This is a genomic window from Pseudomonas sp. RIT-PI-AD (assembly GCF_025642785.1).
Classification (GTDB): domain Bacteria; phylum Pseudomonadota; class Gammaproteobacteria; order Pseudomonadales; family Pseudomonadaceae; genus Pseudomonas_T.
Genome location: NZ_JANZKU010000016.1, coordinates 71,142 through 85,807, shown reverse-complemented (window position 1 = coordinate 85,807; position 14,666 = coordinate 71,142). Strand labels below are relative to the sequence as shown.

At 65.2% G+C, this 14,666-nt stretch carries 13 protein-coding genes; 6 read left to right on the top strand and 7 right to left on the bottom strand.

Annotated features, from left to right (window positions below):
- Positions 1-50: 50 nt before the first annotated feature.
- The 4 genes from OGL92_RS14940 to OGL92_RS14925 all read right to left on the bottom strand — a co-directional run bounded on the left by OGL92_RS14940 (position 51) and on the right by OGL92_RS14925 (position 6,429).
- Positions 51-326 carry a hypothetical protein gene (locus OGL92_RS14940; protein WP_263144784.1) on the bottom strand — a complete coding sequence of 92 codons (276 nt, stop codon included), beginning with the start codon at positions 324-326 and terminating at the stop codon, positions 51-53.
- A gap of 131 nt (positions 327-457) precedes the next feature.
- Positions 458-3,277, bottom strand: a complete 2,820-nt coding sequence (locus OGL92_RS14935) for an FAD-binding and (Fe-S)-binding domain-containing protein (protein ID WP_263144781.1) — start codon at positions 3,275-3,277, stop codon at positions 458-460.
- Between the two features lie 202 nt (positions 3,278-3,479).
- Complete coding sequence (lldD, locus tag OGL92_RS14930; protein WP_263144778.1) at positions 3,480-4,637, bottom strand: FMN-dependent L-lactate dehydrogenase LldD; 1,158 nt, start codon at positions 4,635-4,637, stop codon at positions 3,480-3,482.
- 115 nt (positions 4,638-4,752) lie between these two features.
- Complete coding sequence (locus OGL92_RS14925; protein WP_263144775.1) at positions 4,753-6,429, bottom strand: lactate permease LctP family transporter; 1,677 nt, start codon at positions 6,427-6,429, stop codon at positions 4,753-4,755.
- A gap of 288 nt (positions 6,430-6,717) precedes the next feature.
- On the opposite strand from OGL92_RS14925, the gene OGL92_RS14920 reads away from it, so the two are divergent.
- A complete protein-coding gene (locus tag OGL92_RS14920) occupies positions 6,718-7,485 on the top strand; it encodes an FCD domain-containing protein (RefSeq protein ID WP_263144773.1) in 768 nt (255 codons plus the stop codon).
- A 54-nt stretch (positions 7,486-7,539) separates the two neighbouring features.
- Here OGL92_RS14920 and smpB read toward each other — a convergent pair whose 3' ends face one another.
- Positions 7,540-8,013: an SsrA-binding protein SmpB gene (smpB, locus tag OGL92_RS14915; RefSeq protein WP_263144770.1), complete on the bottom strand. Its 474-nt coding sequence runs from the start codon at positions 8,011-8,013 to the stop codon at positions 7,540-7,542.
- 173 nt (positions 8,014-8,186) lie between these two features.
- Between smpB and OGL92_RS14910 the strand changes: the two genes are divergently transcribed.
- Positions 8,187-8,621, top strand: a complete 435-nt coding sequence (locus tag OGL92_RS14910; RefSeq protein WP_263144767.1) for a type II toxin-antitoxin system RatA family toxin — start codon at positions 8,187-8,189, stop codon at positions 8,619-8,621.
- A complete protein-coding gene (locus tag OGL92_RS14905; protein ID WP_263144764.1) occupies positions 8,614-8,928 on the top strand; it encodes an RnfH family protein in 315 nt (104 codons plus the stop codon). Before OGL92_RS14910 ends, OGL92_RS14905 begins: the two co-directional genes overlap by 8 nt.
- A 57-nt stretch (positions 8,929-8,985) precedes the next feature.
- Here the strand turns inward: OGL92_RS14905 and OGL92_RS14900 are convergent, their stop codons facing one another.
- Complete coding sequence (locus OGL92_RS14900; RefSeq protein ID WP_263144761.1) at positions 8,986-9,504, bottom strand: outer membrane protein assembly factor BamE; 519 nt, start codon at positions 9,502-9,504, stop codon at positions 8,986-8,988.
- Between the two features lie 99 nt (positions 9,505-9,603).
- Here OGL92_RS14900 and fur point away from each other — a divergent pair, with 99 nt between their 5' ends.
- Positions 9,604-10,008 carry a ferric iron uptake transcriptional regulator gene (gene fur, locus OGL92_RS14895; RefSeq protein ID WP_263144830.1) on the top strand — a complete coding sequence of 135 codons (405 nt, stop codon included), beginning with the start codon at positions 9,604-9,606 and terminating at the stop codon, positions 10,006-10,008.
- Between the two features lie 52 nt (positions 10,009-10,060).
- On the opposite strand, the gene recN is transcribed toward fur, so the two are convergent.
- On the bottom strand, positions 10,061-11,734 hold the full coding sequence (gene recN / locus OGL92_RS14890; RefSeq protein WP_263144759.1) for a DNA repair protein RecN: 1,674 nt from the start codon (positions 11,732-11,734) through the stop codon (positions 10,061-10,063).
- Between the two features lie 249 nt (positions 11,735-11,983).
- On the opposite strand from recN, the gene grpE reads away from it, so the two are divergent.
- Together grpE and dnaK are read left to right on the top strand one after the other, a co-directional pair.
- A complete protein-coding gene (gene grpE, locus OGL92_RS14885; RefSeq protein WP_263144756.1) occupies positions 11,984-12,553 on the top strand; it encodes a nucleotide exchange factor GrpE in 570 nt (189 codons plus the stop codon).
- Positions 12,554-12,652: 99 nt separating this feature from the next.
- The gene (gene dnaK / locus OGL92_RS14880) at positions 12,653-14,572 is read left to right on the top strand and encodes a molecular chaperone DnaK (RefSeq protein ID WP_263144752.1); all 1,920 of its coding nucleotides are present in this window, start codon (positions 12,653-12,655) and stop codon (positions 14,570-14,572) included.
- The last annotated feature ends 94 nt before the right edge of the window (positions 14,573-14,666 follow it).

Sequence of the window (14,666 nt, the reverse complement as noted above, 5' to 3'; positions counted from 1 at the left end):
CGGGCGAAAAAAAGGCCAACCGGAGTTGGCCTTTTTCGAACGGGGCGCGATCAGTTATCGCCTTCACCGCCACCCTCGGTGCTCTTCTCCAGCAGCGTCAGGGCTTGCTGGGCGGAGCTGGAACATCCTTCGAGGTCGCCGGCGGCCTGGGATTTCTTGGCCTTGCTCTCGAGGTCGGCGACTTGCTCCTTGAGCGGGTCGCCCAAGATGGGGTTGGTGGCTTTGGTGTCTTCGATCTTTTGCAGGTTCAGCGCGCAAAGATCCTCAGCGGCGAACACCGGGGATACCATCAGTGCGGCCGTGATCAACAGGGCGGTACGTTTCATCGGTATGTCCTCTCATCGTCCTTTGGCTCTCGGAAAAGTCCTCTCGATGGACTGAGGGATCGGCGGCATCCGAGTCGAATAAGCCCGACCGGCGGGCTCATAGAAATGGACTCCCGTTCGTCGGCGAGGGTTCAGTCCAATGAGGGCGCCTTGGCACGGCTGACTCGATCCACCAGGTAGACCAGCCCGTGGTAGTCGATACCGGCGTGGTGGCTAAGGCCGATCTCACAGGTCCGGCTGGTGGAAATCCCCTCGCCGCAGGTCTGCACCGCATCCTTCAGGCTGCGCAACGCGTGGGCGTTCAGCTCTGGCGTGGTGAACCCTTTGTCGCCGGCGAAACCGCAGCAGTGGATGCCCTCCGGGATCACCACCTGGGTGCAGCAACGTTTCACCAGGTCGATCAGCCCCTGGCTCTCTCCCAGGTGCTGGGTGCTGCAGGTAACGTGCACGGCGATGGGCGATTGCTGGGGGGTGATCTCCAGGCGGTCGAGCAGGTGGGTGCGGATGAACTTCACCGGATCGTGCAGCGTCAGCCGCGGATCCAGGCCGTCCTGCAACAGGCGCAGGGTGCAGGGGCTGGTGTCGCAGTAGATCGGGTCGAGGCCGCCGCGGCTGGCTTCGAGCAAGGCGTCTAGCAGTTCCTGGCGCTTGGCATCGGCCTGTTCGCCGTAGCCCTTGGAAGCGAAGGGTTGGCCGCAGCACAGGCTATCCTGGTTGGCCGGGAACACCACCTGGTAGCCGGCCTTTTCCAGCAGGCTGCGGGTTTTCTCGATCAGCGGGACCTGTTCCGCGTCGAACGCCGCCGGGCCCATGGCCCGCGAAACGCAGGCGGCCAGGTAGACCACCCGTGGACGCGCGTCGAGGCGCGAGCGGTCGATGTGGATCGGCCGGGCCGCCTGGGGCATGGCCGGTGTCCACTGCGGCAGGCGGTTGCCCGAGAGCTTGCGCAGGCTGGCGCTGGTCCCGGCCAGCAGCGGTGCCCCGAGCACCCGGCGCACGCCATCGGCGGCCATCAGGCTGAGGCGGGCACCGCGCAAGGCCGTGGCGAAATGACCGGCGAGCCAACCGGCGGTGCCCGCGTGATGGGCTTGCTCGCCGCGCAGTTTCTTCACCAGTTCGCCGGTGTTGATCCCCACCGGGCAGCGCTGGGCGCAGAGGCCGGTGGCGGCGCAGGTGTCGATGCCCTGGTACTGGTAGGCGTCGCGCAGGACCTGGGTGTCCTCGCCGGCACGGCGCCTGGCCTGGATATCGCGCCACATGACGATGCGCTGGCGCGGGCTCAGGGTCAGCCCCCTGGACGGGCAGACCGGTTCGCAGAAGCCGCATTCGATGCACGTGTCGACGATGGGGTCGGCGGCCGGCATCGGCTTGAGATTCTTCAGGTGGATCTGCGGGTCTTCCGACAACACCACGTCCGGGTTGAGGATGCCGCGCGGATCGAGCAGGTGCTTGAGCTGCCACATCAGCAGATAGGCTTCCTGGCCCCATTCCAGCTCGACGAAGGGTGCCATGTTACGGCCGGTGCCGTGTTCCGCTTTCAGCGAACCGCCGAACTCGATGGCCACCAATTGCGCCACGTCGTCCATGAACCCCTGGTATCGACGCACCTGCTCCGCCGAGTCGAAGCGCTGGGTGAAGACGAAGTGCAGGTTGCCCTCCAGGGCATGGCCGAAAATGATCGCCTCGTCGTAACGATGGCGGTCGAAGAGCTCCAGCAGGCGGTTGACCCCCTCGGCGAGCCGCTCGACCGGGAAGGTCACGTCCTCGATGATCACCGTGGTGCCGGTTTCGCGCACCGCGCCGACCGCCGGGAAGGTGTCCTTGCGGATGCGCCAGAGCTGCTCGTAAACCTTGGGGTCCTGGCTGAAGTCGACCTGCTTTTCCACCGGGAAGGTCGCCAGGCTGGCCATGATCAAACCCAGTTGCTCGTGCAGCAAGCTGGCGCTGGCCGCCCGGGATTCGATCAGCAGGGCGCAGGCGCCGGCGGACAGCCCCTTCACCCAGTCCGGCATGCCCTGCATGTCCTGCACCGAGCGCAGGCTGCGACGGTCGAGCAGCTCCACCGCCGAGACCGGCTGCTGCTTGAGCACCGGCACCGCGAGGCAGCAGGTTTCCACGTCGGGGAATACCACCAGGGCGGTGGCCTTGTGCGGGTGTTCCGGCACGGTGTCGTAGGTCACGGCGCTGATGAAGGCGAGGGTGCCTTCGGAGCCGACCAGCAGATGGGTGAGGATATCCAGCGGCTCGTCGTAATCCACCAGGGCGTTGAGCGACAGCCCGGTGGTGTTCTTCAGACGGTACTTGTGACGGATCTTCGCCGCCAGCGGGGCATTGGCGCGGGTCTGCCGGCCGAGCTCGGCCAGGCGCTCGAGAAGCGCGCCGTGGCGGGCGCGGAAGGCCGCAACGCTGGCCGCGTCCTCGCTGTCCAGCACACTGCCGTCGGCCAGCAGCAGGCGCATGCCGGCCAGGGTGTGATAGCTGTTCTGCGCCGTGCCGCAGCACATGCCGCTGGAGTTGTTGGCGACGATCCCGCCGATCTTGGCGGCGTTGATGGACGCCGGATCGGGGCCGATCTTGCGACCGAAGGGCGCCAGCCAGGCGTTCGCCTGGGCGCCGATGACGCCGGGTTGCAGGCGGATCCGCGCGCCGTTGTCGCGGATTTCCCGGCCGTTCCAGTTATCGCCGAGGACGATCAGCAGCGAGTCGCTGATCGCCTGGCCGGACAGGCTGGTGCCCGCGGCGCGGAAGGTCACCGGGACCCGCTCGGCGTGGGCCAGGCGCAGCAGCTCGGCCACCTCATGCTCGGATTCGACGCGGACCACCAGCTTCGGAATCAAGCGATAGAAACTGGCGTCGGTGCCGAAGGCCAGGGTCGACAGCGGGTCGTCGAAACGCCGCTGCGCGGGGATCAGGCGCTCCGCGGCGCGCAGGAAGGCGGCGGGCAGGCTCATGGGTATCTCCCTGTCATCATCGGTTGCCGCGGGCCGTTCGAGCGGCCCGTCGGGTGTTCAGTGGCCGGTGTTCGACCTGCCGGGTCCCGCACGGAAAGCCGCCGGGCGACGCCGCGCGGGGCGAGCCCGCGAAGCAGCGGCGGGCGTGCCGAACCGGTTTTCAACGATGCCGCGGCGAGGCGGGCACTTTTTCGTCCGCCGCCTACGCGGGTTGGGCGACGGGCAGCTCGCGGACCAGCGACTCGGCGCTGATCTCGTCGATCGACTTGGCCCCGGTCAGTACCATGGCCACGCGCATTTCCTTCTCGATCAGCTCCAGCAGGTTGGCCACGCCGGCACCGCCGGCCGCCGCCAAGGCGTAGACGAAGGCACGCCCGAGCAACACGCTGTCGGCGCCCAGGGCGATCATCCGCACCACGTCCAGGCCGGTGCGAATGCCCGAGTCGGCGAGAATCTTGAGCTCGCCCTTGACCGCGTCGGCGATGGCCGGCAATGCCCGTGCGCTGGACAACACGCCGTCGAGCTGGCGACCGCCGTGGTTGGAGACCACGATGCCATCCGCGCCGAACTTCACCGCGTCCCGCGCGTCCTCCGGATCGAGGATGCCCTTGATCACCATCGGGCCCTCCCAGAAGTCACGGATCCACTCCAGGTCCTTCCAGGAAATCGACGGGTCGAAGTTGGCGGCCAGCCAGCCGATGTAGTCCGCCAGGCCCGTGGGGTTGCCTCGGTAGGTGGAGATGTTGCCGAGGTCGTGGGGCCGGCCCAGCAGGCCCACGTCCCAGGCCCAGGCAGGGTGGGTCATCGCCTGGAGCATGCGGCGCAGGGCGGCGTTCGGGCCGCTCATCCCGGAGTGGGCGTCGCGGTAGCGGGCGCCGGGCGTGGGCATGTCCACGGTGAATACCAGGGTGGTCACCCCGGCCGCCTTGGCGCGTTCCAGGGCGTTGCGCATGAAGCCGCGGTCCTTGAGCACGTAGAGTTGGAACCACATCGGCCGGTCGATGGCGGGCGCCACCTCCTCGATGGGACACACCGATACGGTGGACAGGGTGAAGGGGATGCCCTTGGCCGCCGCCGCCCGTGCCGCCTGCACCTCGCCGCGCCGCGCATACATGCCGGTGAGGCCCACCGGGCCCAACGCCACCGGCATGGCCAGCGTCTCGCCGAACAACGCGGTCTGCAGGCTGAGTTCGGACATGTTCTTCAGCACCCGTTGGCGCAGGGCGATGCCGGCCAGGTCCTCGACGTTGCGCCGCAGCGTGTATTCGGCGTAGGCGCCGCCGTCGATGTAGTGGTAGAGGAACGGGGGCAGCTTGCGCTGCGCCGCGGCGCGGTAGTCGGTAGAGGCCGAGATGATCATGGGATTCACACCGAGTGAGGGAGCGGCCCGTGGCGGCTCGGGTTGAACGAAGCGCCGCATGTGCGGCGCCGGGTAAAGGTCCGACCGGGTGCCCGGGGAGGCACCCGGCGAAGGGTCAATGCACCAGCATGCCGGTGAAGACGTAGGCCTGGGCCAGGGTGATCAACCCGACGATAGCCGCGAAACACAGGCTGTGCTTGAGGGTGAAGCGGAACAGGTCCGATTCCTTGCCGACCATGCCGGTGGCGGCGCAGGCCACGGCGATGGACTGCGGCGAAATCATCTTGCCGGTCACGCCGCCGCTGGTATTCGCCGCCACCAACAGAGTGTCGTTAACCCCGATCTGGTGCGCGGTGGTGGCCTGCAGGGAGCTGAACAGCGCGTTGGAGGAGGTATCCGAACCGGTGAGGAACACCCCCAGCCAGCCGAGGAACGGCGAGAAGAACGGGAAGGCCGCGCCGGTACCGGCCAGCACCAACGCGAGGGTGGTGGACATGCCGGAGTAGTTGGTGACGAAGGCGAAGGCCAGCACCATGCCGATGGAGAGGATCGGCAGTTTCAATTCCACCAAGGTGTCGCGGAAAGTGGTCAGACCAGTTTTAAGGTCGATTCGCAGGATCAGCATCGACACCAACGCGGCGAAGAAAATCGCGGTGCCGGTGGCGGAAATCGGGTCCAGCTTGAACACGGCGGCGATCGGCGTGGGGGTGGCGACGATCGGCGCGACCTTCACCACCAGTTGATCCAGATGCGGAATGGCGAACATGAACACCCAGCTTTCCAGGGCACCGCCGGGGGCGAACAAGGCCTTGAAGGGTTTCAGCGTCCAAAAGGTGACCAGTACGGTGAGTACCAGAAACGGCGACCACGCCTTGAGGATCTGCGCGACGCTGTAGGGCGAAGGGCTGCTGCTGCGTTCGCCGCCGAAGCCGCCGGCCACTGCGGCGCCGCTGGCGTTCAGTGTTACCTGGGCGGACTTCGGCTGCCAGACCTTGAGGAACAGGGTCAGGCAGATCAGGCTGACCAGCGCGGAGGTGATGTCCGGCAGTTCCGGGCCGATGAAGTTGGAGGTGAAGTACTGGGTCAGCGCGAAGCTGGCACCCGCCACCAGCGCGGCCGGCCAGGTTTCCTTGATGCCGCGCCAGCCGTCCATCATCGCCACCAGCCAGAACGGCACGATGACCGACAGCAGCGGCAGTTGGCGGCCGGTCATGGCGCCGATCTTGAACGCGTCGATGCCGGTCACCTGGCCGGCGACGATGATCGGAATGCCCAGAGCGCCGAACGCCACCGGCGCGGTATTGGCGATCAGGCAGAGGCCGGCGGCATACAGCGGGTTGAAGCCCAGGCCGACCAGCAGCGCGGCGGTGATCGCCACCGGCGCGCCGAAGCCGGCAGCGCCCTCGAGGAAGGCGCCGAAGGAAAAGCCGATCAGCAGCACCTGCAGGCGTTGGTCGCCGGTGACCGAGAGCACCGAGCTGCGGATCACCTCGAATTGGCCGCTTTTCACCGTGAGTTTGTAGAGGAATACCGCCGCGACGATGATCCAGGCGATCGGCCACAGGCCGTAGGCGAAGCCGTAGCCGGCGGACGCCAGGGCCATGTCGACCGGCATGCCGAATGCGAAGATGGCCACGCAGATGGCCAGCGCCAGGGTGACGGTCCCGGCGATGTAGCCCTTCATGCGGAACACCGCCAGCGCCAGGAAGAAGAACAGGATCGGGATGACGGCGACCAGGGCGGACAGGCCGAAGGTGCCGAGCGGTGCGTACAGCTGTTGCCAGGCTTGCATGGAGGGAGCTCCTGATTGTTGTTGGTTGCCTGCTTTCGCACCGGAGAATGGAGCCGCGGGCTCGACCGACGCGGGTGGAACGATTTGTCGCATGTACTAAATTGGTAAGACCAATTTACAATCGATAGGGCTCAGGTTAAAAGCCGGGCTCCGGTGTGTCAATTTGCCGTACTACGACTTTGGTCGGGTGACGCTGCGGATCGACTTGGGATAAAGCCCCTCGTCGGTATGGCGCGCGCCGCTAACGGCGCTTCGAAAAGCATGCAAGTGCATGGGAGAAAAGGATTCATGGCATTCGATCAGGTCCGGCAACGCCGCTTGTCGGACGACATCGTCGCGCAACTGGAAGCGATGATCCTGGAAGGCACGCTCAAGGCGGGCGAGCGGCTGCCGGCGGAGCGCGCGCTGGCCGAGCAGTTCGGCGTATCGCGGCCTTCGCTGCGGGAGGCGATCCAGAAGTTGGCGGCGCGGGGGTTGCTGATCAGTCGCCAGGGCGGCGGCAACTACGTGGCCGAGGGGCTCGGCGCTACCTTCAGCGATCCCTTGCTGCAGCTTCTGGAAACCAATCCCGAGGCTCAGCGCGACCTGCTGGAGTTTCGCCATACCCTCGAAGGGTCATGCGCCTACTACGCAGCGTTGCGGGCCACGCCGATGGATCACCAGCGCCTGCGCGAGGCCTTCGAGGCGCTCCAGGCCTGCTATGACGGCAGCGACGAGGTGGACCGCGCCGAGGAAGGGGCGGCCGACGCGCGCTTCCACCTGGCCATCGCCGAGGCCAGCCATAACGCGGTGCTGCTACACACCATCCGTGGCCTGTTCGATCTACTGAAACGCAACGTGGTGACCAATATCGGCGGCATGTATGCCCAGCGCAGCGAAACCCGCGACATGCTGCTGAGCCAGCACAAGGCGCTGTTCGAGGCGATCCTCGAGGGGCGGGCGGAAGAGGCCAGGGAGATTTCCCATCGGCATATCCATTACGTGCAGGAAGTGCTCGCCGAGGTGCGGCAGGAGGCCCTGCGCGTGGCGCGTTCGCAGCGTAGACAGGGGATGTGAGGGAAGCCAGGCGCCGAGGCGCCTGGCTCTTTGGCGCATGTGGGAGGCGGCGCGCTACTTTTCGGTGCGCATGGCGCGCTGGACTTCGCGGTCCGCGTCACGCTCTTTCTCGGTGTGGCGCTTGTCGAATTCCTTCTTGCCCTTTGCCAGGGCGATCTCGCATTTGATCAGGTGCTTCTTCCAGTACAGCGAGAGCGCCACGCAGGCGTAGCCCTTCTGCTGCACCGCGCCGAACAGCTTGCCCAGCTCGCGCTTGTTGAGCAGCAGCTTGCGGGTGCGGATGGGATCGGCGATGACGTGGGTGCTGGCGGTGGTCAGCGGCGTGATGTGGCTGCCCATGAGCCAGGCCTCGCCATCCTTGAGCAGCACGTAGCTGTCCACCAGTTGCGCCTTGCCGGCGCGCAGACTTTTCACTTCCCAGCCGGCGAGGGCCAGGCCGGCCTCGAATTTATGCTCGATGAAATAGTCGTGCAGCGCTTTCTTGTTTTGCGCGATGTTGCCCTGCGGGGCTTTCTTTTGCTTAGCCATAGGCGCGGCATTATAGGCAGTCGCTCGCGGCGCGGCTACGGCGGCGTTGCAGCTTGAGCGTGTCCGACGAAACCCGGACAATGCCAACCTTTACGATTGGCGGGTAGCGGACTCGCGTGCAGCTGCGATGCTCCGTCGCCAGCACCGGCGACGCCCCGGACGAGGACAGACTTATGAGCACGCATATCCAGCGCTCGGCGCTACTGCCGTATTCAGCCCAGGCGCTGTACGAGCTGGTCAACGATGTGGCGCGCTACCCGGAGTTTCTTCCCTGGTGCTCGGCCAGCGAAGTGCTGGACGCCGACGAGACCCATATGCGCGCGGGCCTGACGGTGGGCAAGGCCGGCCTGAGCCAGCGTTTCGTGACGCGCAACACCCTGGTGCCCGGGCAGTCCATCGAACTCAACCTGGACGAGGGGCCTTTCACCCATTTCCAGGGGGCCTGGCAATTCAAGGCCCTGGGCGAAAAGGCCTGCAAGATCAGCCTTGACCTGAACTTCGATTATGCCGGCCCGATCATCAAGGCCACCCTCGGGCCCCTGTTCAATCAGGCAGCCAATACCCTGGTGGACGCCTTCTGCCAGCGCGCCAAGCAGTTGTATGGCTGAGTCGATAGCCGTCGAGGTCGTGTATGCATGGCCCGATCAGCAGGTTCTGTTGAAGCTGGTGGTGCCCGTCGGTACCTCGGCACGCGAGGCCGTCGAGCGCTCGGCCTTGGGTGCCGACTTTCCGGAACTGGATGTGCGCCGGTGCCCCCTGGGTATTTTCGGCAAGGCGCTGAGCGCGCCCGATTCACGCATCCTGGAGGATGGCGAGCGCGTCGAGGTCTACCGTCCATTGATCGCCGACCCCAAGGAAATCCGCAAGCGGCGAGCCGCCAGCGCAGTCGGAGCCCGGCAGAGCGGGAGGGGTTGATCAGTATCCGCAGGGCATAAAAAAAGCCCGGCTTCAGCCGGGCTTTTTCGTGTCAGGTCACTCGGGCGAGGTTTCCAGGGGCTCGGGGATCGGCACCGGAACCGGCTTGACCTCGTCGACGTCCCGCTGGATACGATCTTGCAGCGAGCCGGGCTGAGGCGCCTGCTCGGGCTTCTGCTCGTCGGCCTTCGGAGCGTCCGGGTTGGAGTTCTCGTTGCCCAGGATGGCCTCATCGCGGCTGACACCCGGCATGAAGTCGCCTGCCAGGCCGATCAACTGGTCGTTGCCGTCGAAGGAGAGGCTGACGCGTTCCTGCTGGCGCTTACCGCCGCCGGGCTGGATGCTGTACAGGTAGTCCCAGCGATTGGCGTGGAAGGTGTCGGTGATGAGCGGGTTGCCCATGATAAACCGCACTTGCCGGCGGGTCATTCCAGGCTTCAACTGGTCTATCATATCCTGCGTTACGACATTGCCCTGCTGGATGTCGATCTTGTAGACGCCGGGGAATGAGCAACCGGCGAGTGCGACCAGACCGGTGAAGGTCAGGCTGGCCAGCAGGAGCTTGGTGTTTTGCATCGGTGGGTGACTTCCACTATCTTGGCTGGGCAAATTAAAGCCCGATCATACCCGTATTGAGGGAAGCTGCGAAAGCCGCCTTCCATGAGAAAGCTGACCATGGTTGAAAATAACGAACTACGCAAAGCCGGCCTTAAAGTGACCCTGCCACGGGTCAAGATCCTCCAGATGCTCGACTCCACCGAGCAACGCCACATGAGTGCGGAGGATGTCTACAAGGCGCTGATGGAGGCCGGCGAGGACGTCGGTCTGGCCACTGTCTACCGCGTTCTGACTCAATTCGAGGCGGCCGGGCTGGTGGTTCGCCACAACTTCGACGGAGGCCATGCGGTCTTCGAGCTGGCCGATGGCGGGCACCACGACCATATGGTCTGTGTCGACAGCGGCGAGGTGATCGAATTCTTCGACACCGAGATCGAAAAGCGCCAACGGGAAATCGTCAAGGAACACGGTTTCGAAATGGTCGATCACAACTTGGTGTTGTACGTCCGCAAGCGAAAATGAGCGCAGTACGATGAAAAAAGGCGACCCTCGGGTCGCCTTTTTCATACCTTCCTCATGCCTGGGCGCTGATCACCATCTTGCGAGCGTGGGCCAGGGATTCGTCGGTCATGTCCAGGCCGCCGAGCATGCGCGCGATTTCCTCGACGCGCGCGGCATCCGCCAGGTGGGTAACGGCGGTGCGGGTTTCGCTGCTGCCGCGCTGCTTGTGCACGAACAGGTGATGATGACCCTGGGCGGCGACCTGGGGCAGGTGAGTGACGGTCAGCACCTGCCCGCGCTCGCCGAGACGCCGCAGCAATTGCCCGACCACCTCGGCGGTGGGACCGCCGATACCCACGTCCACTTCGTCGAAGACCAGGGTCGGCACGCGCGAGGTTTGCGCGGTGATGACCTGGATCGCCAGGCTGATACGGGACAGTTCGCCGCCCGAGGCCACCTTCGCCAGCGCTTTCAGCGGCTGGCCCGGGTTGGCGCTGACGAGGAATTCCACCACTTCCAAGCCCTGCGGTTGAGGATCGCCTTCGGGCAGGTCGCGCAACTCGATGCTCAAGCGGCCGCCCGGCATGCCCAGGTGTTGCATCTCCTGTTCCACCGCCTTCGCCAGCCGGGTGGAAGCTTCGTGGCGCAGTTTGCTGAGCTGGGCGGCCTTTTCCTGGTAATGCCGCGCGTAGGCGGCGAGTTCCTCGGCCAGGCGTTCGGCGGCCTCGTCGTCGGCATTCAACCCTTCGAGCTCTTCCAGCAGACGCTGTTGCAGCGCGTTCAAATCGTCGGGCTGTACGCGATGCTTGCGGGCCAGCGTGTAAAGGGCGTCCAGGCGCTCTTCGACCTGGACCTGGCGTTGCGGGTCGGCGTCGAAGTGGTCGACGAAACGGTTCAGCTCGCCTACCGCCTCCTCGACCTGGATCTGGGCACTGGCAAGCAGGTTGATCGCCTCGCCCAGGGCGCCGGGCTGGTCATGGAAGGCGCTCAGTCGCTGCAGGCTGGACGTGAGGGCGGACAGCACGTTGCCGGCATCGCTCTCGCTGCACAGGTCGAGCACTTGGCGGCAGGCACCCAGCAGCTGGCCGGAGTTGGCCAGGGTCTTGTGTTCCATTTCCAGCTGGGCGAGTTCGTTTTCGCCCAGGCCGAGATTTTCCAGTTCTTCCAGCTGGTAGCTCAGCAATTGGTGCCGCGCGCGTTGTTCGTCGCCGCTGCTGGAAATCCGCTCGAGCTCCTGGCGGGTCTGGCGCCAGCGTTGGGCGGCGAGTTGCACCTGGCGTGCCAGCTCGCTGGCCCCGGCGTATTCGTCGAGCAGACGCCTGTGGGTTTCCGGCTTCAACAGTGACTGGTGTTCGTGCTGGCTGTGCACGTCGATCAGCAGTTCGCCCAGGCTGCGCAGGTCGCCCTGGGGGCAGGGGCTGCCGTTTATATAGGCGCGGGAGCGACCCTCGGCGGTGATCACCCGACGCAGGATACAGGGGCCGTCGCGGTCCAGGTCGCGCTCGGCGAGCCAGGCGCGGGCTTCCGGGATATCGCCCAGGTCGAAGCTGGCGAGGATGTCCGCCTTATCCGCGCCGGGGCGCACCGCGCCACTGTCGGCGCGGCCGCCGAGCGTCAGGCCCAGGGCGTCGAGCATGATGGATTTGCCCGCGCCGGTCTCGCCGGTGATCACCGTCATGCCGCCGGCCAGCTCGAGGTCCAGGTGTTCGACGATGGCGTAGTTGTGAACGGAGAGGTGAACCAGCATGGCAGGCGCTCCAGAGGGTGTTGCTGGGTATTTATACAGTACCGCTTTTCTTCGTCAACAAAAGCCGACGAATGTCGATGATCGTCGGCGCCATTGCCTTGCGGCTCCGTGACTCGATCGGTGGCCGGTGCGCCGGTCGCTTTGCCCTTCGGGATGGAACGCTGCCCCTTGAAGCGCCGAATTGCGGCCCCATATAGGCGGGCAGAAGCGGTGGAGTGAACGCCGCAACCGTTTCGTAAGGAGGAACGCATGGCTGACGAACAGATCCTGGATACTCAGAACCCCGAGGCTGGCCCGGGCGTGGACACCGAGGCAGGCGACGATCTGGCGACTCGCGTACAGGTACTCGAAGAGCAACTGGCCGCCGCCCAGGACCAGGCTCTGCGCGTTGCCGCCGATGTGCAGAACATCCGCCGCCGTGCCGAGCAGGATGTCGAGAAGGCGCACAAGTTCGCCCTGGAGAAATTCGCTGGCGATCTGCTGCCGGTGGTCGACAGCCTGGAGCGGGGCCTGGAAATGACCAGCGCCGACGACGATTCGATCAAGCCGGTGCGGGAAGGCATGGAGCTGACCCTCAAGCTGTTCCACGACACGCTCAAGCGCTATCAGCTGGAACAGGTCGATCCCCAGGGTGCGCCGTTCAACCCGGAACACCATCAGGCGATGGCGATGGAAGAGAGCACGCATGTCGAGCCCGGCAGTGTGTTGAAAGTGTTCCAGAAAGGCTACCTGCTCAATGGCCGCCTGTTGCGGCCGGCCATGGTGGTCGTCAGCAAGGCCCCCGCCGACGCGCCGCCGAGCATCGACGAGCAGGCTTGAAATCGGCCTGCGAGCCCCCATCTGGTGAATCAAGCGTTTATATGCTGCCGCGGTGCCTGAAACGGAGCCTCGGTAAAACAAAGTTTCGGGAGAGAGAACATGGGAAAAATCATCGGTATCGACCTGGGGACCACCAACTCCTGCGTCGCCATTCTGGAAAACGGTAGCGTCAAGGTCATCGAGAACGCCGAAGGCGCTCGTACCACGCCGTCGATCATCGCCTACACCAACGACGGCGAAACCCTGGTCGGCCAGTCCGCCAAGCGCCAGGCAGTGACCAACCCGCACAACACCCTGTACGCGGTGAAGCGTCTGATCGGTCGTCGCTTCGAAGAAGACGTGGTGCAGAAAGACATCAAGATGGTGCCCTACAAGGTGGCCAAGGCCGACAACGGCGATGCCTGGGTCGAGATCAAGGGCCAGAAGATGGCGCCGCCGCAGATTTCCGCGGAAGTGCTGAAGAAGATGAAGAAGACCGCCGAAGACTATCTCGGCGAGACCGTGACCGAAGCGGTGATCACCGTGCCGGCCTACTTCAACGACAGCCAGCGCCAGGCCACCAAGGACGCCGGTCGCATCGCCGGTCTGGACGTCAAGCGGATCATCAACGAGCCGACCGCAGCGGCGTTGGCCTATGGGATGGACAAGGCCAAGGGCGACCACACCGTGATCGTCTATGACCTGGGCGGCGGCACCTTCGACGTGTCGGTGATCGAGATCGCCGAAGTCGATGGCGAGCACCAGTTCGAAGTGTTGGCCACCAACGGCGACACCTTCCTCGGTGGCGAGGACTTCGACATCCGCCTGATCGACTACCTCGTCGAGGAATTCAAGAAAGAAACCGGCATGGACCTCAAGGGCGACCCCCTGGCCATGCAGCGTCTGAAAGAAGCGGCGGAGAAGGCCAAGATCGAGCTGTCCTCCAGCCAGCAGACCGATGTCAACCTGCCGTACATCACGGCCGACCAGACCGGTCCGAAGCACCTGAACGTGAAGATTTCCCGCGCCAAGCTGGAATCGCTGGTCGAAGACCTGGTCGAGCGCACCATCGAGCCGTGCCGCATCGCGCTCAAGGATGCCGGCCTCGACGTGTCCGGCATCCACGAGGTGATCCTGGTGGGCGGTCAGACCCGCATGCCGCTGGTGCAGAAGAAAGTCGCTGACTTCTTCGGCAAGGAAGCGCGCAAGGACGTCAACCCCGACGAAGCGGTCGCCATCGGTGCCGCCATCCAGGGCGCCGTGCTGTCCGGCGACGTGAAGGACGTGTTGCTGCTGGACGTATCCCCGCTGACCCTGGGTATCGAAACCCTGGGTGGAGTGATGACCGCGCTGATCGAGAAGAACACCACCATTCCGACCAAGAAGTCCCAGGTGTTCTCGACCGCCGATGACAACCAGTCCGCGGTGACCATCCACGTGCTGCAAGGCGAGCGCAAGCAAGCCGCGCAGAACAAGTCCCTGGGCAAGTTCGACCTGGCCGAGATCCCGCCGGCGCCGCGTGGCGTGCCGCAGGTCGAGGTGACCTTCGACATCGACGCCAACGGCATCCTGCACGTGTCCGCCAAAGACAAGGCCACTGGCAAGCAGCAGTCCATCGTGATCAAGGCCAACTCCGGCCTGTCCGAGGACGAGATCCAGCAGATGGTCCGCGACGCCGAGGCGAATGCCGAGGAAGACCGTAAGTTCGAAGAGCTGGCGGCGGCGCGTAACCAGGGCGACGCCCTGGTGCATGCCACCCGCAAGATGGTGACCGAGGCGGGCGACAAGGCCACGGCCGAGGAAAAGGCCGCCATCGAGAAAGCGCTCGGCGAACTGGAAGCGGCGGTGAAGGGCGACGACAAGGCTGAGATCGAAGCCAAGGTCAATGCCCTGTCCCAGGCTTCCGCTCCGCTGGCGCAGAAGATGTATGCCGAGCAACCGCAGGCGGGTGAAGCGCCCGGCCATGCCGCCGACGATGCCAAGGGTGGCGCCGACGACGTGGTCGACGCCGAGTTCGAAGAGGTCAAGGACAACAAGTAAGCGCCACGCTTGCTTCCGCTCCAGCCTGCCGCGGTTTCCGCGGTGGGCACGACCGCCGCGCGGGGGCTTGCTCCCGCGTCGGCGTGTCTGGAGG

Coding starts and splice junctions, on each gene's coding strand:
- OGL92_RS14940 (WP_263144784.1), bottom strand. CDS start 326: ATGAAACGTACCGCCCTGTTGATCACGGCCGCACTGATGGTATCCCCG.
- OGL92_RS14935 (WP_263144781.1), bottom strand. CDS start 3,277: ATGAGCCTGCCCGCCGCCTTCCTGCGCGCCGCGGAGCGCCTGATCCCC.
- lldD (WP_263144778.1), bottom strand. CDS start 4,637: ATGATCATCTCGGCCTCTACCGACTACCGCGCCGCGGCGCAGCGCAAG.
- OGL92_RS14925 (WP_263144775.1), bottom strand. CDS start 6,429: ATGCAAGCCTGGCAACAGCTGTACGCACCGCTCGGCACCTTCGGCCTG.
- OGL92_RS14920 (WP_263144773.1), top strand. CDS start 6,718: ATGGCATTCGATCAGGTCCGGCAACGCCGCTTGTCGGACGACATCGTC.
- smpB (WP_263144770.1), bottom strand. CDS start 8,013: ATGGCTAAGCAAAAGAAAGCCCCGCAGGGCAACATCGCGCAAAACAAG.
- OGL92_RS14910 (WP_263144767.1), top strand. CDS start 8,187: ATGAGCACGCATATCCAGCGCTCGGCGCTACTGCCGTATTCAGCCCAG.
- OGL92_RS14905 (WP_263144764.1), top strand. CDS start 8,614: ATGGCTGAGTCGATAGCCGTCGAGGTCGTGTATGCATGGCCCGATCAG.
- OGL92_RS14900 (WP_263144761.1), bottom strand. CDS start 9,504: ATGCAAAACACCAAGCTCCTGCTGGCCAGCCTGACCTTCACCGGTCTG.
- fur (WP_263144830.1), top strand. CDS start 9,604: ATGGTTGAAAATAACGAACTACGCAAAGCCGGCCTTAAAGTGACCCTG.
- recN (WP_263144759.1), bottom strand. CDS start 11,734: ATGCTGGTTCACCTCTCCGTTCACAACTACGCCATCGTCGAACACCTG.
- grpE (WP_263144756.1), top strand. CDS start 11,984: ATGGCTGACGAACAGATCCTGGATACTCAGAACCCCGAGGCTGGCCCG.
- dnaK (WP_263144752.1), top strand. CDS start 12,653: ATGGGAAAAATCATCGGTATCGACCTGGGGACCACCAACTCCTGCGTC.